The following is a 21,830-nucleotide window of genomic DNA, read 5'->3' as shown; positions in this document are numbered from 1 at the left end:
ACATCTTTAGGTCTATTTGTGATGGATTCATGTGAAAAGAAATATTGTAAAAGTTAGTTTGTGAAAATTACTTCAAGTTACATTGTTTACAGTTGGACAAGTCTTATTGCTGCCCTTATAATTATAATCCTTGCGATTCCTCGTGGGTTAGATTTTTCTGACGAGGGCTTATATCTGTTAATGACAGTTCCTAGTCAAGAAAATATTCAGAGACTATTGAATTATGATCTTTTTTTCAAGGTTTGGCATAAGTTGACGGATAGAGAGTTTTCCATGCAGGAGTTACGGGTTATTCGGTTGATTGTTTGTTTAATTACTTGGGCAACCTTTGCGAAAATTCTAAAAATACTCCATAAACTACATCAAAGTTGGCAAACTCCCGTCCTCGGTCTTAGTGTTTTAATATCGTATACTTTTCTACCACAATCCTTATCCTATAATCACTTAACTGTGATGCTGGGAGTTTCCTTACTGTTATTTTTTATTAGATGGATTCATTATCAATCAATCTCTTTTGTTCAAATTTTACTGGTAGGCATATTGCTTGCGCTATTACTTTATGTGAAGGCTCCAGCTGCCTTAGCTTTGGGAATTCTTTCCAGTTTACTCATTTACAGGATTAAGCCAAATTTGTATCTGTACATTCCTGCTTTATTAATCCCCTTTATACTTTTTGAGTTCTATTTGTTTGTGTATTTAGGTGAAAGTCGTTTTTGGGAACTTTTCAAAAGTTTAGGATTAGGTGATAGATTAACACATTATTCTATGGTTCATTTAACCAAAACTCTATTGATCGGTGGATTATGGTTTGGCTTGTCATTTATAAGTGGTAGATTTTTGGCTGGGAAATTTTTGATTTTTAATTTAACATTGTTAAATGTTGTTCTAGCTTTGATTTTTATTAGTTTGATTGCTTTTATTACCCTAGTAGTAAATGAAATTACCATTGTATTTATGGTATTTTTTATTGCTCTATTAGGTTACCTAAGTCCTGACCGCTATTGGATGCCTACTAAAACTTATGTAAGTTATTTTATATTATTACTATTCCCATGGATGTTACATACAGGAAGTAATGTATATTTTTTGCGATTAGCTATACATTATTTGCCATTTTGGATGCTATTGGTATTACTATGGTCAGACACAACTCCCCAATTGAAACCCTTTTTTAAAGTTGTTTTTCCTATGGTAAGCCTGGTTTTATTAGTTTGGTGTTTATGGTTATTTCCGTTTCGGCAGGAGTCTTTATTCAATCAAAAGGTACCATATTACATATCCGATAATAATAGAGTTTTTCTAGATGAGCCAAAAGTTGATTTTTTAACTACTGTTAAAGAGCATATGAATAAATACGATATTCAAAATGGTCAAGTATTAGCATTTTTTGAAAACCCAGGTATAATGTATGCATTGGGATTAACGCATCCAATGGTTCCAGGTATCTGGGATGAGAAGCAATTGCAACTTTTACCGATTGATTGGGATGAATACAATTTGATAATATATGCAGCACAAAATCACCCCATTGTATCAATAAAAGGTAGTTTTGAAAAAATGGCTACTTATACTGTAGCAAATGAAACCTATGAACTTTGGATTCGAGCGAATGATTCATTCAAGTAAAAAAAATATAGGGATTCAATTGTTCTCGGTAATCCTGATGTGCTTCATAATTTTACTTCCATACATTTTATTAGGTGATGGGGTTCATATCATTATATCCGATAATTTGGATTCTAATATTGTATGGTTAAAAACCTTGGTTTCTCAGGGAAAATTATGGAGTCTCCCTAATACTACAATTGAAGGGTTTTTAATTGAGACTCCTCGTTTTTCATTTCCTTCTGGACTCAACGGTTTTGCACTTCTATATTATTTGCCAAATACTTTGGTTGCCTATGCAATTCAAAAAGCTGTTATTGTATGTATTGCTTTTTTTTCTATGTATGTGTGGCTAGAATTTTTTTCAAAAAATGGAAGTCAACTAGAACGAATTTTGATCGCTTGTATTTGGGCAAGCTTAGTTTTTTATCCACATAGGGGGATTAGCCTTGCCTCCATCCCGTTATTGGGCTGGCTTTATGGGTATTATAAATCAAGGTCATTAGATTTTCGGGCATTTATTCTTTTATTAATTTATGGTTTTTTTTCAATGCCACTTTTGAGTGGAATGTATGTGTGGGCGGGGTTTTTATGTTATCTATTCATCAAAGCATATCAAGAAAAAAAATTTCATCGAAATCTTTGGCTCTTACAGGGAATTTGGTTGCTAATTTACCTTATCCAAGAGTATCATTACATTTATCAAGTTTTCATACCCTATGAGTTTGTTTCCCATCGATCAGAATTTAGTTATTATGAATTTTTGTGGAAGGACTGGAATGTTTGGACTATCGTATTGCAAGGAGACTACAGTGGTATAGTTTATAGTTTCATTTATCCCCTAATTGCTATTGGGGCAGTAATTTATTGGATAGTAACAAAATCATTTCAGAAAATTCATTGTTGGTTGCTAGTGCCTATATTGCTATTAATGGCTTTTTGTTGGACTATTTCAAAGTATTTTTCATGGGATATACACCTACCATCTATGGACCTGCTTCCTTCTCTTAATCTTCTTCGATTTAATCATTGGATTCCGTTTTTAATTTTTTCAATAGTTGGTTTATGGTTATTGGAAATCAAGTTTTGGGCAAAGAAGATGCTTTTACTCATTTTGATTGGTATGAATATTTTTGTTTATCATTATGAATGGCGGCATAGCTTTTCCTATTCAACTCTTTTAAGTCCTTTTATAACTCCTTCGTTTAAAGAATACTATGCAGAAGAACAATATGAAGCCATCAAGGAATTCATTGGACCAGATTGGAAAAAAAAGCGGATTGCACATGTGAATTTACCTCCTGCTGTTAGCGTGTATAATGGTTTTTTGACTTTGGATGGATATTTACAGAATTATTCGCTAGATTATAAACACCTGGTCGGCAAGGTTATTTCAAATGAGATTGCAGGAAATACCTTTTTGGAGTGGCAGTTTTGGAGGTGGGGAAATAAGTGCTATTTTCAAAACAAGACCTATCCGGATGATTTCATGCGTTATCATTGGGTTGATTCAGAACCAATTTCTTCACTTTCTTGGGATTTTACATTTCTCAAGCTTAATTTAAATGCAGATTTTATACTTGCATCAGTACCATTAGAGGTTTCAGAATTACTTTTTTTAAATAGTTTTGAACATCCATACTCGGCTTGGAAGATTTACCTGTATTCAATTCGATGAATAAGAAATTAACAATCAATCAACAGTTGCTTATTTTTTCTTTAGGGCTTCATTTAGTTCTTTATTTTACTCCATTTCGCTTTCAAGTAAATGATGATGTATTAATGATGTGGCTTGTCAATGGCGCATACACCGGAGAATTTGAGTTTTATGCAGTTTTTATCCACCCGATACTATCTGGTTTTTTGGCGAGCTTATATAGTCTTGCTGCCACAATTCCATGGTATATTATTATTTGGTTTTTAGTCTTATCAGTTTCATGCTATGGCTGGTTAATTATCGTCTTTACTTATTTTAAAGAAGTTCCACAAAGATTATTTTGGTCCTCAATTTATTTAGCTTATCATATTCATCATGTATATTTTTTACAGTTTACAGCCGTTGCCGGAATAGCAGGTTTTATTGGAATTCTCGGTTTAGTTCTAAGAACAATAGAAGCCAATTCTAAAAATTTATCATTAAATGTTTTTTACTTTTTAGTGATTTCATCGATGCTGATCCGAATGGAATCACTCTTGTTTATCCTATTTGGTTGGGCTGTTTACTTACTTACAATAGGGGAAGGTAAAAAGATTTTAGCGGGGTTAATTTTAAACAAGAAACTAATAGCTATTTTAGTTTTACTACTTACCGTACAAAGTGGTTTTAGGTATTCCCTGAAATATGTTTCTTTTGAAGAATTTAATCGTGCTCGGTCAGGAGTAATTGATCATCCTTATTATCAATTTACAGACCATGAATTATCAAATAATTCAGATCCAGTTTGGTATTATTTTAAAGAGTGGTTATTTGAAAAGTCAGATTCCCCAACTGTTAGTCAATTAAAAATTAAAAAAGAAGAGCTTAATAAAGGGTTCTGGTCAAAACAGTATGCAAATGGATTTCTAGACAGAATTTTTGAGACATTCAAATATGAATATTATAAATCATTCTTTTTGATTTTTATGACTTGCTTTTGTTTAATTATCGGATTTATAAGGCCAAGATTTTATTTATTTATTTTTAGTTGGATTATTTGTTACATATTTTTCAATTATTTCTTTCTACTTGCTGGGAGGGTGCAAACCATGTTCAGCTTGATAATGATTGGGGCCTTATTCCTAACTCACCTAAAATTCAGGTTTAAATTTCCTGCAATAGTTTTTTTCTTAATTAGCTACAGCTTTGCAACTCTACTAATGTTTCACTCAATAAATGTATGGGTTTCGAAAACGAAATGGGCTAAATGGAATAAAGAAGTTTATGCTTGTTTAAATGATGTCCCTATCAATAACCTTGTTTTTATTCATGGCTTAAATGCAGAACTTCATCAGGTCTCTTATGACATTCATAACCCTATACCATTTAGTATGATGGGTTGGATTTCGAGAAGCCCAATGCAAGCTAGGCATTACAATAGATTGGGCCTTAAAGGACTTGATGATGCGAAAACAATTTATTTAATTCAAAGTAGAGTAGATGATCCAAGCCTTTTACCTGAATACCTTAATTATTATTATGGAACGTATACAAGTTCACGAATAAATACTTATGGGAAATTTGAATTATGGAAAATTGAAAAACTTGATTAGTACTAATATTCTTACCGTTATTTTTAGTCTTTTGATGTTTGTTTTTTACAGAAACTACTTATTTGAATTTTCGAATGCAGACTTCAAAGAGCATTATAATTTACTCCAACAAGCACTTGCAGATAGTAAAATCATTTTTCCGCCGCTTTATTATCTTAGTTTATATTTTGCAGACATTTTTTCCCCTTCAAAGGATTCATATTTGTGGGGAGCAGTTGTACTTTCAGTGGTTGGGGTCAGTATTAAATTTATATGGGCAGAAAATGAATTTTTATCGGTATTTGAAAAGAATAAATCTTTTATTTTAGCTTTAGCTTCTTTTTTTTATTTTCCATTTATCCTACATCACAGTTGGGATGCTGAATGGATGCTTGGAAATTTCTCACATCAAATCTTTCATAATTCTACAGGTCTTTTGGCATTTCCTTTTTGTTTGTTTTTATATTCAGAGGGAAAAAATTACCTTCTTAAAAAACAATATTCTTGGTTCAAAATTTGGAGTTTTTCTTTTTGTATATTCCTAATCAAACCTAGTTTTTTATTTGTTTTTCCATTGGCTTTATGTGTTCTTTCATTTATTTACAAAATAAACTCTCCCAAAGAACAAAAAATGGTAATTTATTATTTGGTGGGGACCTTGGTTCTTATAGGGCTTTCTTATTTTTTTATTTATAGCTCTCAATTCTCACACTACTTTTATCAAACTGGTGAAAACAACGTGAGTATTGGAGTATTCAAAAGTTGGCAATCTTATTCTTTGAATCCAGTAAAAGATTTTATTAAAAGTTTTGCTTTTCTAATCAGCTTGTTAATTATTATCACATATAAGAAAAAAGTTGACCTTGAATTGCAATTTGTCTTATTGATGCTACTTGGGAGCTTCATGATTTTTGCATTATTTGTGGAAGAGGGGGAAAGAGTTTACCATTTTAATTTTATATGGCAAATTTCATTCGTTCTTTACATTTTTATCGTGACCATATTTAAAAAAATATTCACGATCAAGTTCAATTCAATCATTAATATTCTAATATTTTTAGGAATTTTATTGCATGTTTTATCAGGTTTAAGAGTATTGGCTAAATTATTTATAAAAGGAAACTATTTCTGATTTAATAGGAATCGCCATAAAAGTTAAAAGTTGAAGAATTATTTTCAATTCGGATACTTTCCTATATTTGAATCCATTTGAACTATCAAAATGATAAAAAGTCATTCTCTATTTATTCTAATCATCTTCATATTTGGTTCCTGTATCAGCAACAAACGTATCACGTATTTGCAAAATCTTGCCGGAAATGAACCTATTGATTTAAATGAGTTTATTCCCTACGCAGAGGTTGACTATGTTTATATTTTGCAGCCTTTTGACATCATAGATGTTGACTTTGCCACCTCTGACGAAGAGTTGGTTGAGGCCTTCACCTTTCAGGGTGCGCGAAGCATGATGGGGGGTGGCATGATGGGCGGTGGCGGCGGATCCGATATTTTTTATTTTACAGGATACGGTATTGATAAAGATGGATTTGTAGAATTGCCTCGCTTGGGGAAAATAAAAGTAGGAGGCATGTCTGAAGAGCAGGCAAGAGATCAAGTTCAAGAAGCAATCAATTTATATTTTAAAGAAGAAGTATTTGTTCGCCTACGCACCGCAGGTATCAGGTATACTACCTTAGGGGAGTTTGGTTCAGTAGGGACGAAGGTGATCTTCCGAAATAGAGCCACCATATTCGATGCACTTGCAACCTCTGGAGAAACCAATTTACTAGCCAAACGAGAGAAACTATTCTTGATTAGGCAATACGATGGAGGTACTAAAATCCATCAAATTAATTTAAATGATCGGGCTTTGCTTGCCTCTCCGTATTTCTTTATCCAAAATAATGATATCTTGTATCTAGAACCCCGAAAGATCCGACAATTTGGAACTGCTGATAACCTCCTTGGTGCAGTACAACTGGGTTTAACAGCTTTCTTCACCGGGCTACTTATTTACAGTATCATCAGTGGAAATCAGTAGGTGGAAGGAGAAATTTGGAGTATATATCTAAGATTGAAAAAAGAAAAAGTGTCACCCCAATTTATCTACTCAACTAATCATTGATCAACCAAATAACCAATTTTCCTTTTCATGGATAAACTTGATTTAAGTCAATTAGATAATGAAGAAAAAGCATTGGAAATTCGCTATATCATTGCGAAGTATATCCGCTTTTGGCCACTTTATCTATTTTTTATCTTGTTGTTTATCAGTGGCACCTACGTTTTTCACAGGTATACTGTAGATCAATATTCGGTCGCAGGGACCATAGTCATCAAAGCTAACAATACACCGGAAGCAAGAATTTTGGATAGATCTCGGATCTTTTCGGGCCAAAACAATTTGGAAAATGATGTTTTGATGTTGTCGTCCAAACAGTTGGCGAGAGAAACCTTAGCCAAGCTTCATTTTGATGTGGAGTATTATGCCAAAACCAATATTAAACAAATTGAGTTGTATGATCGAAGTCCTATCAAAATCGAGGTAGACTGGAATCATTTGCAAATAGCAGATATTCCCATGCAATTGGAGATTTTGACTGAGAAAACTTTTCGAATCCTACCCGATGATGGAGGTTTTTTTGATATCAATCCAGCAAAAGCAGGCGGAGATGAGGAATTGTTTAACCGTACTTTCAATTTTGGAGAGGACATTCAAACCACACGTTCCAAATTAAAAGTGTATTTGTTTAATCCAGGAAGGGTAGGTGAAACCATCGTGTATATCCTTAGAAATCCTGTTTCCTTAGAAGAACGAATGTCCAAATCCATTGCCATTACTTTGGTCAATGTCATGGCATCTGTTTTAGAAATTCGTACCACCACTACGGTAGTGGAAAAAGGCAGGGATTACATCAATGCTTTGATGGAGTCTTATTTGGATTACGAATTGCGAGAAAAAAACCGAAATGCAGAAAATACCTTAAGTTTTATCGAGGAACAATTGGGATACCTTGAAGATTCCTTGAGAAAGAAAGAACGTGAGCTTCAGAATTTTAAAGTTGAAAATCGGATGATCAATGTTTCTTCTGAATTCAATGATATTTTGAACCGAATGAATCGCCTAGATGAACAGGCGCAAGAGATGGATTTCCAAATGTCCTATTACAATTCCATCAAGCGCTACATGGAGAGCAAGACAAAGGATTACACCCAAGTAATTGCACCTTCCGTTGTGGGAATTCCGGATCCTTTGTTAAATGGATTGATTCAAACCTTGGTTACTCTTTCTCAGGACAGACGTAAATTGCTTGCCTCTGTCAATGAAAACCATCCCGATGTCATCAAAATTGACGTTCAGATGGATAAGGTGCAAGATGCTTTGGTAGAAAATATCACTAATTTAATAGCCAATACTCGCGAAAAAAGGAATCTATTAGCTCAGGATATTCAGGTCTACGACGATCAATTCAAGATGCTTCCAGAAGCAGAATCTAAATATTCTGCGATATTTAGAGAGTATCAGTTGCGAGAAAATCTATATACGTATTTGTTAGAAAAAAGAGCAGAAGCTGGGATTGCAAGAGCTTCCAATGTCTCTGATAATGCGATATTGGATTATGCCAAACGAGGAAATTTAGTTTTTCCTAAAAAGCAGCAGAACTATATCATGGCAATAGCCATAGGCTTTTTGTTGCCTTTCGGGTTTTTAGTGTTGAAGGATATTTTTGATGACCGTATCAAGGATCAAAGAGGATTGAAAAAACACTTTATGATTCCTCAATTGTCCATCATTGGTAAAAGTAAAAAAGATACCAATATGGTTGTACTTGAACACCCAAAATCAGCTGTCTCAGAATCCTTCCGATCGCTAAGATCTGCTATTAATTACTTAGCTGCAGATAAAAAACGGAAAAAGATATTGGTTACCTCTTCTGTTTCGGGAGAAGGAAAAACCTTTGTTTCCCTCAACCTGGCATCAGCCATGGCTCTTGGTGGAAAAAAGACAGTTGTAGTCGGAGCAGATTTAAGGAGACCCAAGTTAGGTTCCTACTTTAATCATAAAGAAAAAATAGGCTTATCATCTTACTTAATTGGCAAAGCTATTGAAGAAGAAATTATTATAAAGACAGATAACGAACACCTATTTTTTGTGCCCTCTGGTATCATTCCTCCAAATCCTGCTGAATTGTTACAATCCGATCGACTAAAAGTATTTATTGCATACTTAGAAGAGCGTTTTGATATGATTATATTCGATACACCACCTCTAGGTTTGGTTTCTGAGACCATCGATTTGATGCGCTTGTTTGATATTAATCTTTATGTAGTCAGACAAAACTACACCATGAAAGACCATCTGGTTATGATCAATGACTTGTTTAACAATAAGCAAGTGAACAATGTCTATGGGGTATTTAATGGCATCGTCGATTCAGGCTATTACTACGAGGGCTACAACTACGGTTACGGAAACACCTATCTCTATTCCCAAAACAACAAGTACATGTACAACTACTACGGAGAAGAGTTGGAAGAAAAGAAAAAGCACTTCAAAAAACGTAGTAAAAGCTTCCTCCAAACTTTCTGGGAAAAATTCAGAAAAGGATTGAATGGGGAGTGAGGTAATTAGGAATGTAGAATGTGGAATGAATGAGGGGATTCTAAAGACCGGCGATGGGAGTGAACAGTGGACAGTTAGCAGTTGACAGTTAACAGTTAACAGTGGGGGTGGAATGTGAAATTAGGAATGGAGAATTTAGAATGAATGAGGGGATTCTAAAGACCGGCGATGGGAGTGAACAGTTAGCAGTGGACAGTTAGCAGTGGGAAGTGAGCAGTTAGTGAATTAGAATGTGGAATGAAGAATTTGGAATGAATTGGGGGCTTCTAAAGACCAGCGAGGGTGGTGCAGTGAGTAGTGAACAGTTGCGAGTGACACCACGTGTGCTGAACGAAGTCGACGCCAGGAGTTGGGGAGTTGGGAATGAAGAATGTGGAATGTAGAATTTGGAATGAATGAGGGGATTCTAGAGACCGGCGATGGAAGTGAACAGTGAACAGTTGACAGTTAACAGTGGGGGTGGAATGTGAAATTAGGAATGAAGAATTTGGAATGAATGAGGGGATTCTAGAGACCGACGATGAGAGTGAACAGTGAACAGTTAGCAGTTGACAGTTAACAGTGGGGGTGGAATGTGAAATTAGGAATGAAGAATTTAGAATGAATGAGGGGATTCTAAAGACCGACGATGGAAGTGAACAGTGTGCAGTTGGGAATGTAGAATGTGGAATGAAGAATTTGGAATGAATGAGGGGATTCTAGAGACCGGCGTGGGGAGTGATCAGTGAGCAGTTGGTAGGGGGGACAGTTAGGAGGGTTCTAAAGACCAGCGAGGGTGATTGGAATTGTTAAGTGTTAACATATGGGTTAAACTTAATGCCATAGGCACAGCAGACATGCTAGCCTTGGGTTTCAACCCAAGGTAAATGTGAATTCGTAAAAAACAAAGTCCCATCAGGACTATCGATTCTAGGTAAAACCTGGCAGGTTTTAGATATCCGTTGAAGCTTTTTATTTCCCCATGCTATCGCAAACCTGCCAGGTTTTTCGTTCCCCGTCAGTTTGAGATCGCAGGGCTAACGCCCCTTTTTGGTAAAATACCTGATACGCTACTTTGAAAATTAGCCTTCATATTATACCAAACCTTCATTCCCTTAATCCCTTAATGGTAAAAAATCAACTATTTCAGATCTTAAAAAAATTATAAAGCATCGGAAATATTCATATTTCCCCATTAAAATACCGCTTTTTCTAGGGTACATGTCCCGACTACGTTCCGACCGTGTCCCGTGTGTCTCCCGACCATTCGCCTACATTTCGCTTAAAAATAAGAAACCATATGATTATTTCAAGATGAATTTTTTCTATAAAAGAGCAACAAACCCAAGAGCTACTGCTAGGCTCGAGTTTCAATCCACAAAATAGTCAATGAATCAGTCATAATTCGTGAACTGAAATCTAAAATCTAAATTCTAAAATATTAAATCTTCAACCGTGATTCCATATCTTGCAGCTACTATTCATTACAAAATCTAACCTATTTACAATGACAGAACAAACGCCATTATTGACAAACGACGCAACCGTCCTAGGTTTGTTGATGTTGACCTTAGCATTTGTATTCAGTACATCGGCTAGTAAAGCCCCTTTTTGGCAGAAATTTTATCGATATATCCCATCCGTTCTTCTTTGCTATTTTATCCCAGCTGTTTTCAACTCCTTGGGAATTATATCTGGTGAAAGCTCAGGTTTGTACAAAGTTGCTTCCCGCTACTTACTCCCAACCTCCTTGGTTTTGTTAACCTTAGGAATTGATTTCAAAGGTATCTTAAAATTGGGACCAAAAGCCTTGATCATGTTTTTGGCGGGTTCCTTGGGGATTATAGTGGGTGGCCCCTTGGCATTACTGACTATTTCGGCCATTTATCCCGAAATCTTAGGTGGAGTTGGTCCCGACGAAATCTGGAGAGGCTTAGCAACGATCGCCGGCAGCTGGATTGGAGGAGGTGCCAACCAAACAGCCATGCTAGAAGTATTTGGAGCAAGTCCAACCTTGTTTTCCCAAATGATTGCAGTGGATGTTTTGGTAGCCAATGTGTGGATGGCTGTTTTGCTATATTGGGCAGCCAAACCAGGAAAAATTGATAAAATCTTTAAGGCAGATGCTTCGGCAATTACGGAGTTGCAGGAAAAGGTTGAAAAGTATCGTGCGAGTATCATGAAGCTTCCCACCTTGGCAGATAGCATGAAAATAGTTGGAATTGGCTTTGCGATTACTGGGTTGTCTCACTTGATTGCCGATTATGTGGCACCCTTTATCGGTGAGAATTACCCAGCCTTAAGTGCTTATTCCTTGGATTCTACATTCTTCTGGATTGTGGTAGTTTCTACAACGGGTGGTTTAGTGTTGTCCTTCACGAAAACCAGAAAACTCGAAGGAGTAGGGGCTTCGCGCATGGGTTCCTTGTTGCTTTATGTATTGGTGGCTACCATCGGGATGCAAATGGATTTAGGAGCTATCTTTGATAATCCTGTTTTCTTTCTTATCGGGATTACCTGGATGCTATTCCATATCATGATCATGCTTTTGGTAGCATTTTTAATCAAAGCACCGTTCTTTTACGTGGCTGTGGGTTCTCAAGCAAATGTCGGAGGAGCAGCTTCAGCACCCATCGTAGCATCAGCTTTCAACCCTTCCTTAGCACCGGTAGGGGTCTTGATGGCTGTTTTAGGATATGCTGTTGGCACCTATGGAGCCTACATCTGTGGATTGCTGATGCAGCTGGCACATGGCATGTGACACTGGAACTATTCCCACTGAGGATAGTTACTACTCAAGGATGATCCTTATTTCCTGTCAGTATGCATATTCAACAAAAAATAAAACAACGCTTATTTGATCCTGAATTTGAATTTATCATGAGCCGATCCTCTGGGCCCGGAGGTCAAAACGTGAATAAAGTCAATTCCAAAGTACAGCTGAAATTCAACGTTTTGGCATCGCAGGTTTTGGACCTAGAGGAAAAAGAAGTACTGCAGAAAAAATGGAGCTCTAAACTTGATATTTCAGGTGGCATCATCCTACAAAGTCAGGAAAAGCGCTCCCAACTGCAAAATAAGGATCTGGTCATTCGGAAGTTTTATGAACTGCTGACCAAGGCTTTTGAAAAGAAAAAAAAGAGGATTGCAACTAAGCCTTCCAAAGCAGCAGTTGAGGAACGGTTGAAAGCAAAAAAGGCCCGATCTGAAAAGAAAAAATGGAGAAGTGATTATTGAGATGAAGGCACCTATCTACTTGGATTACAATGCTACTACACCCTGTCATCCCGAAGTTTTGGAGGAGATGCTTCCCTTTTTTACCAAACATTTCGGGAATGCGGCAAGCAAGCATCACCCATATGGGTGGATAGCAGAAGAGGCAGTGGAGTTGGCCCGTGCAAGAGTAGCTCAAGCCATCGGAGCCAAACCCAAAGAAATCATTTTTACTTCAGGTGCGACCGAGGCTATCAACCAAGCCATCAAGGGAACTTATTTCAATTTCGAGGGAGAACGCCAACATTACATCACCTGTTTAACCGAACATAAGGCAGTTTTAGACACCTTCCAAACCTTGGAAAGTTGGGGAGCAGAGGTTACCTATTTACCAGTGAATGGCAAAGGGGAGATCGATTTGTCAATTTTGCAAGCATCTCTGCGGCCTCACACCAAAATGATTGCCTTGATGTGGGCAAATAACGAAACAGGCTTGATTCACCCGATGGATGAAATATTTGCCATTGCTGAGAGGCATGGAGTAATCCTTTTTACCGATGCTGTCCAAGGTGTAGGAAAAATCCCTGTGACAACTTCCCATTGCCATTTGATGGCGCTTTCAGCCCATAAATTTTATGGCCCCAAAGGCGTGGGAGCTTTATTCATACGGCACAACGATACTTTTGCCAAACCTAAACAGATCCTAGATGGAGGAAACCATGAAAAAGGATTCCGGAGCGGTACATTGAATGTTCCGGGCATTGTAGGCATGGGTAAAGCCGCTGAAATTGCCCGAAAGTCCATAGGTAGTAATTCTACCCAAATGGAGGAACTACGTAATTCCCTTGAAAATGCGATCTGTCAATTGCCCGGTATCTCGATCAATGGCAGCGTCAGCCATCGTTTACCACATGTCAGCAACTTAGCATTTGAAGGGGTACAAGGGGAAGATTTGCTTTTTCAACTCAATAAAACCATCGCCTGCAGTTCAGGTTCTGCCTGTTCTTCAATTACTCCCAAAGCCTCACACGTTCTCAAAGCCATGGGCCTAAGCGATGAGCAAGGCAAAGCATCCATTCGCTTCTCCCTAGGCTGGTCCACCACCAAAGAAGACATTGAAATAGCTATTCAGGCTGTCAGGGAATGTGTTGAGAAGTTGAGAGTGAGCAGTGGACAGTGAACAGTGGATAGTGAACAGTGAGCAGTGAATAGTAAACAGTGAAGCTTCTCGAAATTTGCAATTTCGGGAAACAGATAATGTGGGATTTGCAATCCCACTACAGTTGACGTCATAGATTAAGAAAAAGTAAAATTAAGTCGGAAACAATTTGAGGTAACAAACCAATAAACCAAAGGGGATTGCAAATCCCCCTTATCCCAAGTTCTAGATTGCAAATCTCGAACAGCCTGGACAGCTCCTTTAAATCTTGTCTTTTGATTCGTATCTCATCTCAAATTATTTTAATTCTTATTTCTACCTTATTTTAGCTTCACTTCTCGATCGCCTCCAATACCTTCTCCACCAATGCAGCTTTTTCATTGTTGTTGATCCACCGAGCTACGATTACTAGTTCATTTTCAGGATCTACATACACCATATTGGTACCTGCACCAAGGTGATAAAAGGCTGATTCGGGTGCACTAGGGATTTCTTTTTTATCTGTATTTAGGAAATAATTCATAAAACCATAATTGGTCTGAACAGAGGTTGGAGTTTTGGATTTGTTTATCCAAGCTTCAGAGACAATTTGTTCACCATTCCACTTCCCGTTACGCAAGGTAAGGTATCCAAATCTTGCTTGATCGTAAGCAGAAATAAACAAGCCACCTCCCCAATGCGAACCACCACTGACAGATTGTACAATTTGCCCGTCCATAATTACAAATGAATTCTCATATCCTGTCCATCTCCAAGTAGGACTCGCACCGATTTTATCCATCACCCGCTCTTTTAAGACCACAGGCAACGGACGTCTCCAAACATTCAACAAAGCCAATGCCAGGACATTTACGCGAGTATCATTGTACTTATAGACTGTTCCAGGTTCATGTCTTTCTCGCGTTAGCCAGTCCATGGAACTACCCGTAGGCCTATCTGCCCAATCAGGTTTTCCCCAAAGGGAACCCTCCCAATCGGATGTTTGTCTCAGCAAATGTTCCCAGGTAATTTTTCGATTATGTTCTCCCGCAAACAAATCAAAAACATCTTCTTGAAACATATGATCGGCTTTATTCTGCAGGGTTTGAGCAGGGTTGTAGGGGATGATAGGTGCCATGTAAGGATACACCAAATCTTTTTCTGAACGGATCAATCCAGCATCTACTGCTAAGCCCGCTGTGGTGGATAGGATGCTTTTAGCTACTGAAAAAGTCAAGTCTACTCGATCTGGGTCTCCCCATTTTCCGATGATATAGCCCTTGTAAATAATCAAACCTGTGGACGCTCCTCTATCTTTCATAGGACCAACAGGATAACCAAAAGGTTCCCGACCAAAAGCAGACTGGTAATGCGCCAATTTGAGATTGGGATCTTGGGTGCTTTCGATTGCCTGCGCAAAGCGAATGGCATCGGCAAGTTTAGCAGCAGATACATTCAGCTCTTGAGGATTTTTTTCTGCCCATTGACCTGCTGGAGGAAAATAGATTTGTGCGTATATGCTGCTTTGCAAACTTATGCCGAGCAAACAAATGTAAAGAAAGATTTTTCGTATCATGGATCTGTTGATGAATGATCGAAAGTACCAAAATATCCCCCGTTTTTTGAGAAAATTACAGGATTAAATGAATGATTATTTAATCGGTTGGTAGCAAGTTCCCGTATGATATCAAACAAAATGCATTAATTTTGGTCATATCTTCATATATTTAAACACATGCACGAACAAAAACCCGTTTGTATCATAGGCGCTGGACTATCAGGACTGATAGCAGCGTTTGAGTTAGAAAAGGCTGGATATACACCACTGATTTTAGAAGCATCCGATGGAGTAGGGGGACGTGTGCGCACAGATGCTGTCAAAGGATTTCTTTGCGACAGAGGATTCCAAGTATTGAATACGGCCTATCCGGAGGCTCAGCGTTATTTGGATTACGATTCCCTTCAATTGAAAAAATTTGCTCCAGGAGCAATTGTGTTAAAACCGGGCAGTAGTTTCGCCATTCATGATCCTTTACGGGATCCTATGAAACTCTTTGGAATGGCTTTCTCGGAAGTAGGCAGTTTGACCGATAAGGTCAAAATATTTACCCTTACCAATAAGTTGAAAGGTCTTTCAGATGAGGAAATATTTGCAGAAGAATCTCAACCGACGCTTCAATTTCTGAAAGAATATGGTTTTTCAGATATCATCATCAACAATTTTTTTAAACCCTTTTTCAAAGGTATTTTCTTGGAAAATGACCTGAGCACTTCTTCCAGGATGTTTAAATTTGTCTTTAAGATGTTTGCTTTGGGACATGCCGCAGTACCAGAAAAAGGTATGGGGCAGATTTCGGAACAGTTAAAAAGCAAGCTGAGAACAACGGAAATCCGGTTGAATACGCCAGTAGAAAGTATTCAAGGAACTACCATTGCACTTCAAAATGGAGAAGTGATTGAGGCGAAAAAAGTCATTGTTGCATGTAGACCGGATAAGCTTATACCCCAAATGAGTGGGCAAGTGAATCCTTACAGAAAAGTAATCAACGTATATTTTGCACTAGATCATTCCTTTACTGCAAGTCCAATGATTTCATTGGTTACTGATCCTCAGTTTATCATAAATAACCTGGTATTCATGACAGATGTAAGCAAAGCCTATGCACCAAAAGGCAAAGCACTGCTTTCTGTTTCTGTGGTTCAACCTGTAAAAAATAATGAGCAACTGATCTCTATGATTGGAATAGAGTTGGAAGCGTTGACAGGTATCTCGGCTTCTTATTTTGAGCATGTCACAACGTACGAACTAACTGAAGCTTTACCCGATGTACAGGATATGAAGGGTGATATTACACCAACCCAAGCCAAATTGATGGATGGAGTCTTTTTAGCAGGGGACTATATGCTGAATGCCTCTATTAATGCCGCAATGACCTCTGGCAGAAGGGCTGCAGAAGCTTTGATTTTATCTGAACAGCCTCCATTGTAGATGAAAAAGAAAATAGCCATAGCAGGTGCAGGAGGTTACATCGGAAGATGGTTTATCGATCGATTTAAAGACCGCTATGACATCGTGGCTCTCAGCAGAAGAGAGGCTGTACAGCCGGTGGTAGATGGGGTCACTTGGAAGCAGGTGGAGCTATTTTCCATCACTTCAACAATTGAAGCTCTTGAGGGTATTGACTATGCTATTTATTTGATTCATTCCATGTCTGCATCTACCCGCCTCAATCAGGGTAGCTTTCAGGATACGGATTTATTATTGGCAGATAATTTTGCGAGAGCTGCTGCAGCCAATAAAATTGAGCAAATTTTATATTTAGGAGGTATTTTACCCAAAGATTTAGAGTTGGAGGCCATCTCCATCCATTTGCGCAGTCGACTGGAAGTAGAAGAAACCCTCGCATCGAAGGGAGTTCCAGTAACTGCCCTCAGAGCGGGTATAATTGTTGGTCCAGGAGGTTCCTCTTTTGATATGATGTATCATTTGGTACAAAAGCTTCCTGTTCTAGTGTGTCCCCAATGGACCCAATCCGAAACGCAAGCCATCTCTTTGGAAGATGCGCTGACTATCATGGATAGTTGTTTGGGTAATCCTAATGTCTATGGACGCGCATTTGAAATCGGTTCGCCCGAAATCCTAACCTACAAAGGCATGTTGGAAATGACGGCGAAGGCAATGGGCAAAAAACGCTGGATTGTATCCGTTCCGGTATTTTCCGTAGGTTTTTCCAAGCTTTGGGTTTCCTATTTTGGTAAAACCCCTATGTCTTTGGTATCCCCTCTGGTGGAAAGTCTGAAACACACCCTCACGGTTTCAGATCACTTGGCTTTTCGGGAAAAAGATATTGACTACTTAGACTATAATACTGCTGCAAAAAAGGCATTGGATCCGGATGCGAAATTACCGGCATTACCTCCTTTTAAATCCTTTGCAGGCGATAAAAATACTGTTCGAAGTATCCAACGCCTCCCCAATACGCGGCATCAAAGTGCTTTGTGGGTTGCCAATCGATACAAAGTTTGGTTACCGACCTTTTTTAGTTTTCTAATCAATGCCAAGGAAAATAGCAGAGGGGATATTGGCTTTCATCTATTGAACTTCCCCAAACCTATGCTCCAACTGACGCTCATTCCTGATCGCAGCGATATGAAACGACAGCTTTTTTATATTACTGGAGGATGGCTGGTCAAGCGGTATGATTACGGATGGTTGGAATTTAGGGAAGTCATGGGAGGGAAATATATGATTTCCGCCATTCATGAATTTGTTCCTCGATTGCCTTGGTTTATTTATGTGAATACGCAGGCAAGAATCCATCTTTGGGTGATGAACCGCTTCAAAAAGTATCTGGAGAAATTTAAATTTTAGGGTGAATAATTGGCTCACTTGAAGTTTACGCTCACAGATGTCTACATCAAGTCATGTAAACTTTCAAACATATTACGACTTAAAATGCTAACTTTACTACCTACTACTTAACCTATGAAAACACTAGCGTTTAATAACGGAGACCAACTACCCATAATCGGTTTAGGAACATGGAAATCTAAACCGGGACAAGTATATCAGGCAGTTTTATGGGCCTTAGAAGCAGGCTATAGACACATTGATTGTGCGGCGATTTACAATAATCAATCAGAAGTAGGGCAGGCCTTCACCAAAGCATTTTCGGATGGCATTGTCAGGCGAGAGGAATTGTTTGTTACGTCCAAGCTATGGAACTCCAATCATCGCTTGGAAGACGTGGAAGTAGGTTTGAAAGAAACTCTCCGCGATCTTCGCTTGGATTATTTGGATTTATATTTGATTCATTGGCCTGTAAGCTTTAAGAAAGGGGTGGAGTTTGCCCAAAACAGGGAGGAGTACTATACCTATCAGGATGTTCCCTTAGAACAAACTTGGGAAGGGATGGAAGCTTGTTTCGCAAATGGACTCACCAAGCATATTGGAGTTTCTAATTTTAACAGCAGTAAGTTGAACGAAATCCTGAAAACATGTAAAGTAGCGCCAGAAATGAATCAGGTAGAAATGCATCCTTTTTTACCCCAAGATACGCTGGTAAAGTTCTGCAAGGAGCATGGTATGCTGATGACGGCTTACTCTCCACTAGGCTCGGGCGATCGCTCTTCTTCCATCAAAAAAGCAGATGAACCCAGTTTACTCCAGCATGCGCTCATTCAAGAGTTGGCTTCTAAATATGCATGCTCTGCGGCACAGTTATTGATTGCTTATCATGTAGCAAGGGGAATTGCCGTAATTCCAAAATCCATCAATCAGGAACGAATCCATGAAAATTTGGCAGCAGGGGCTATTGTAATTGAAGCAAACGATATGGAAACATTAAAGAACATTGACACCAAGTATCGATTTATCGACGGTACTTTTTACACAGGTCCCAGGAGCCCATATTCCTTGGAAGACCTATGGGAAAAAGAATAACTATGATCGAAAAAATAAGAAAACTAACGGTATACCAAATTTTGAGGGATACGGTGAAGGATTTCTTTTCTGGAGAATCAATGGGACTAGCAGCTGGAACAGCTTTTTACACAATTTTCAGTTTGCCAGCCTTGTTAATCATCATTTTAAATATTGGGGCTACCCTGTACACGGAAAGTGAAATTAAATTTGAAATCCTTCATCAGATAGAAGAGCTCGCAGGACCTGAGAGTCGAGAAACCTTGGAGGAAATTTTAGATAATTTTGAGGGTAGCAGCTCCAATATGATTTCCAATTTTGTAGCATTTCTCTTGCTTGCATTTAGCGCGACCACCGTTTTTGTGAGTTTACAGAATGCCATCAATCACATTTGGCATATCAAAGCCAAACCTCAGAAAGGCTTGATAAAATTTGCTGTTAATCGGCTCTTAAGTTTCTCATTGGTAGCTTCCATTGGCTTTATTCTTTTGATTTCCTTGATTTTGGATGCCATTTTTGTAATCATCAATAATTACTTGGCGGATTATTTGATCGTGGATTTACCCTTCAATTTTGCCGCAGTAGCACATTTTGCTTTAGCTCAAGCCTTGTTTGTGGTTATCTTTGCTCTGATGTATAAAATACTACCAGATGCACGGGTACGCTGGAAAGATACTTGGATGGGCGCCATCGTCACCATGGTATTATTTGGGGTAGGCAAGTATTTGATTGGGATCTATTTAGGCAATTCCAACCTTGGAAGTACCTACGGAGCTGCAGGTTCTTTGGTAATTCTACTCATATGGGTTTATTATTCAGTAGTGATTTTTCTTTTTGGAGCCCAAATCACCTATTACATAGCTGAAAATGTAGGAGGAAGCATCATCCCAAAAAACGAAGCAGTCAAGGTGGAACTGAGGGAAATAGAGTGAACAATAAAGAAGGAGACGAGAAATTAGAAGCTAGAAACGAGTATTCCAAGCTTCAAAATACTTATAGCTAGCTCTAAACAGGTGTCTCCGTAAGTCCGGATGTAACTTGGAACAAGATTTTTTAGAATGACAATTAATCCGGGTAGGAGGATTGCAACTCCTCTTTGTCAAGCTTCAAAATTTCAAATCTCAATCAGCACTTGTTGCTTTTAAAATAAAGAGGCTTGAACAACCTTAGGTTTGGAGGCCTGAATGGTTCCTTTAAGCATTTCCTGCATCAATTTAATAAAGCCAGGCTTCCAATTTTCAAGGTGAATTTTCAAATCTTTACCTTCGTAATCCACAGGCCCTGAAAGGCGCTCGAAACCAATCAACATGCTCCATATGGTATAAAATGTGATTTCGGCCTGCAATTCGGGACGAATACTGCCATCCTTTATTCCTAATGAAACCATCTGAATACCCAACTTCCCACAATCATGCTGTATTTCTAGAAGTTTCTGAAAATGCTCGCTTTCTAAAATCAAGGGATGGATAGCGCTTCTCAACTCCTCTTTATTATACATTTGAACTAGATTCATAAAATTTAAAATAGCCTCATTCAGCATTCTATTTTCTAAGACAAAGTCGATGTACTTTCCAGTCAATTCGGTCAGCATTTCCATGCCTGTACGACCCTTAACTTTGTACACTTCTCGGAATACCGCCCGAAGCTCATCAAAGGCTTTTTTGGTTACAGCCATATACAAATCCTCCTTGTTCTTAAAATAAAAATAGGTGAGCCCTTTGCTGATTTTGGCTTGTTTGGCGACATCCTCCATTTTTGTCGCCGTATAACCTTTGGTGTTGAAGAGTTTGATTGCTCCGTCTAAAATCAATTTTTCTTTTTTCTCGCGATCCTTAGCTGCCATAGTTTTTCGAATGAAGTTCAAAAATATTAAACTTCATTCAAAAAAAATAGACTGCTAAGTGCAGTCTATTCTAAAGTGTTCATAGTGAGATCAGTAATTTTAATCCCGGATGCAGGATCTGAACTGTTCCCACTGAAGCGGAGTTAAAACGCTGTTTAAATCTCCTACATAATTTCCCAAACATTCTTTCAATGTTTCGGAATGCTTTATTTTTTCATCCATAATCGCCCGGCGTGCTTGCTGCCTGAGTTGATTAAATTCATTTCTGACTTCTAAAGGGGACATCACACCTGTTTGCATCGCTTGGATCAATTCTCTTCTATTCTGAGACAAACCTCTCAAAATTTCATTGACAGATCTTCGATAGTCAAGGCTTTTGCTCGTGCGACAATCACTAAAATTACTAGTGGCAGCTCTGATACGCGTTAACTGGGGTACACTGGGTTCCGTCACCCGAATACATCTGAACAATGCCAAGCTATTTCCTTCCATGCGCTCTGCATCCATCCGAGAAATTCCATAAATTCCATGCAGGCCATCATTATCGACTCTAAATTCTTCGGTTTCAGTACCACCCACTACATCAAACTCAAAGAAGCTGACGTGTAGTACCTCTGTGATAGACTCCAAATCCTCCCGTAGACCATCTCTATCACCTTCAAAACCTGATCTGCATGAACTTATAGCTAACATCAGAATCAATGCGAAGATAGACTGTTGAAATATTCTGTTCATAAATTCATTTTTTAACATCCTAAAATACTGAAAATAAAGCAGA

Annotated in this window: 16 protein-coding genes; 13 read left to right on the top strand and 3 right to left on the bottom strand. The window is 38.1% G+C overall.

Features of this window, described 5'->3' with window-relative positions; translation table 11 throughout:
- Window positions 1–60 precede the first annotated feature (60 nt).
- From IPZ59_RS15235 to IPZ59_RS15195, 9 genes are all read left to right on the top strand, one after another.
- Window positions 61–1,626, top strand: a complete 1,566-nt coding sequence (locus IPZ59_RS15235; protein ID WP_236136903.1) for a hypothetical protein — start codon at window positions 61–63, stop codon at window positions 1,624–1,626.
- Entirely contained in the window at window positions 1,589–3,283 is a 1,695-nt protein-coding gene (locus IPZ59_RS15230; RefSeq protein ID WP_236136902.1) for a DUF6044 family protein, read from the top strand. Before IPZ59_RS15235 ends, IPZ59_RS15230 begins: the two co-directional genes overlap by 38 nt.
- A complete protein-coding gene (locus IPZ59_RS15225) occupies window positions 3,280–4,854 on the top strand; it encodes a hypothetical protein (RefSeq protein ID WP_236136901.1) in 1,575 nt (524 codons plus the stop codon). Before IPZ59_RS15230 ends, IPZ59_RS15225 begins: the two co-directional genes overlap by 4 nt.
- Complete coding sequence (locus tag IPZ59_RS15220; RefSeq protein WP_236136900.1) at window positions 4,814–5,965, top strand: hypothetical protein; 1,152 nt, start codon at window positions 4,814–4,816, stop codon at window positions 5,963–5,965. Before IPZ59_RS15225 ends, IPZ59_RS15220 begins: the two co-directional genes overlap by 41 nt.
- Window positions 5,966–6,055: 90 nt before the next feature.
- Complete coding sequence (locus tag IPZ59_RS15215) at window positions 6,056–6,874, top strand: polysaccharide biosynthesis/export family protein (RefSeq protein ID WP_236136899.1); 819 nt, start codon at window positions 6,056–6,058, stop codon at window positions 6,872–6,874.
- A gap of 111 nt (window positions 6,875–6,985) precedes the next feature.
- Window positions 6,986–9,457 carry a GumC family protein gene (locus IPZ59_RS15210; protein ID WP_236136898.1) on the top strand — a complete coding sequence of 824 codons (2,472 nt, stop codon included), beginning with the start codon at window positions 6,986–6,988 and terminating at the stop codon, window positions 9,455–9,457.
- A gap of 1,486 nt (window positions 9,458–10,943) precedes the next feature.
- Window positions 10,944–12,197, top strand: coding sequence for a DUF819 family protein (locus IPZ59_RS15205; protein WP_236136897.1), 1,254 nt, complete (start codon window positions 10,944–10,946; stop codon window positions 12,195–12,197).
- Between the two features lie 62 nt (window positions 12,198–12,259).
- Window positions 12,260–12,673 (top strand): alternative ribosome rescue aminoacyl-tRNA hydrolase ArfB, encoded by a 414-nt coding sequence (arfB, locus tag IPZ59_RS15200; protein WP_236136896.1) that lies wholly within the window; start codon window positions 12,260–12,262, stop codon window positions 12,671–12,673.
- A 1-nt stretch (window position 12,674) separates the two neighbouring features.
- On the top strand, window positions 12,675–13,829 hold the full coding sequence (locus IPZ59_RS15195) for a cysteine desulfurase family protein (protein WP_236136895.1): 1,155 nt from the start codon (window positions 12,675–12,677) through the stop codon (window positions 13,827–13,829).
- A gap of 310 nt (window positions 13,830–14,139) precedes the next feature.
- On the opposite strand, the gene IPZ59_RS15190 is transcribed toward IPZ59_RS15195, so the two are convergent.
- Window positions 14,140–15,363, bottom strand: a complete 1,224-nt coding sequence (locus IPZ59_RS15190) for a serine hydrolase domain-containing protein (protein ID WP_236136894.1) — start codon at window positions 15,361–15,363, stop codon at window positions 14,140–14,142.
- Window positions 15,364–15,522: 159 nt separating this feature from the next.
- Here IPZ59_RS15190 and IPZ59_RS15185 point away from each other — a divergent pair, with 159 nt between their 5' ends.
- The 4 genes from IPZ59_RS15185 to IPZ59_RS15170 all read left to right on the top strand — a co-directional run bounded on the left by IPZ59_RS15185 (window position 15,523) and on the right by IPZ59_RS15170 (window position 20,141).
- The gene (locus tag IPZ59_RS15185) at window positions 15,523–16,776 is read left to right on the top strand and encodes an NAD(P)/FAD-dependent oxidoreductase (RefSeq protein ID WP_236136893.1); all 1,254 of its coding nucleotides are present in this window, start codon (window positions 15,523–15,525) and stop codon (window positions 16,774–16,776) included.
- Entirely contained in the window at window positions 16,777–18,159 is a 1,383-nt protein-coding gene (locus IPZ59_RS15180) for an NmrA family NAD(P)-binding protein (protein WP_236136892.1), read from the top strand.
- 114 nt (window positions 18,160–18,273) lie between these two features.
- Window positions 18,274–19,230: an aldo/keto reductase gene (locus tag IPZ59_RS15175; protein ID WP_236136891.1), complete on the top strand. Its 957-nt coding sequence runs from the start codon at window positions 18,274–18,276 to the stop codon at window positions 19,228–19,230.
- A 2-nt stretch (window positions 19,231–19,232) separates the two neighbouring features.
- Window positions 19,233–20,141, top strand: a complete 909-nt coding sequence (locus IPZ59_RS15170; RefSeq protein WP_236136890.1) for a YihY/virulence factor BrkB family protein — start codon at window positions 19,233–19,235, stop codon at window positions 20,139–20,141.
- 209 nt (window positions 20,142–20,350) lie between these two features.
- On the opposite strand, the gene IPZ59_RS15165 is transcribed toward IPZ59_RS15170, so the two are convergent.
- Both IPZ59_RS15165 and IPZ59_RS15160 read right to left on the bottom strand, forming a co-directional pair.
- The gene (locus IPZ59_RS15165; protein WP_236136889.1) at window positions 20,351–21,052 is read right to left on the bottom strand and encodes a TetR/AcrR family transcriptional regulator; all 702 of its coding nucleotides are present in this window, start codon (window positions 21,050–21,052) and stop codon (window positions 20,351–20,353) included.
- A gap of 99 nt (window positions 21,053–21,151) precedes the next feature.
- A complete protein-coding gene (locus tag IPZ59_RS15160; protein WP_236136888.1) occupies window positions 21,152–21,787 on the bottom strand; it encodes a hypothetical protein in 636 nt (211 codons plus the stop codon).
- Window positions 21,788–21,830 lie beyond the last annotated feature (43 nt).

The organism is Mongoliitalea daihaiensis (assembly GCF_021596945.1).
Taxonomy (GTDB): Bacteria; Bacteroidota; Bacteroidia; order Cytophagales; family Cyclobacteriaceae; genus Mongoliitalea; species Mongoliitalea daihaiensis.
Note: the sequence above shows the minus strand (reverse complement) of the source record. Positions and strands in the feature narration are given on the sequence as shown.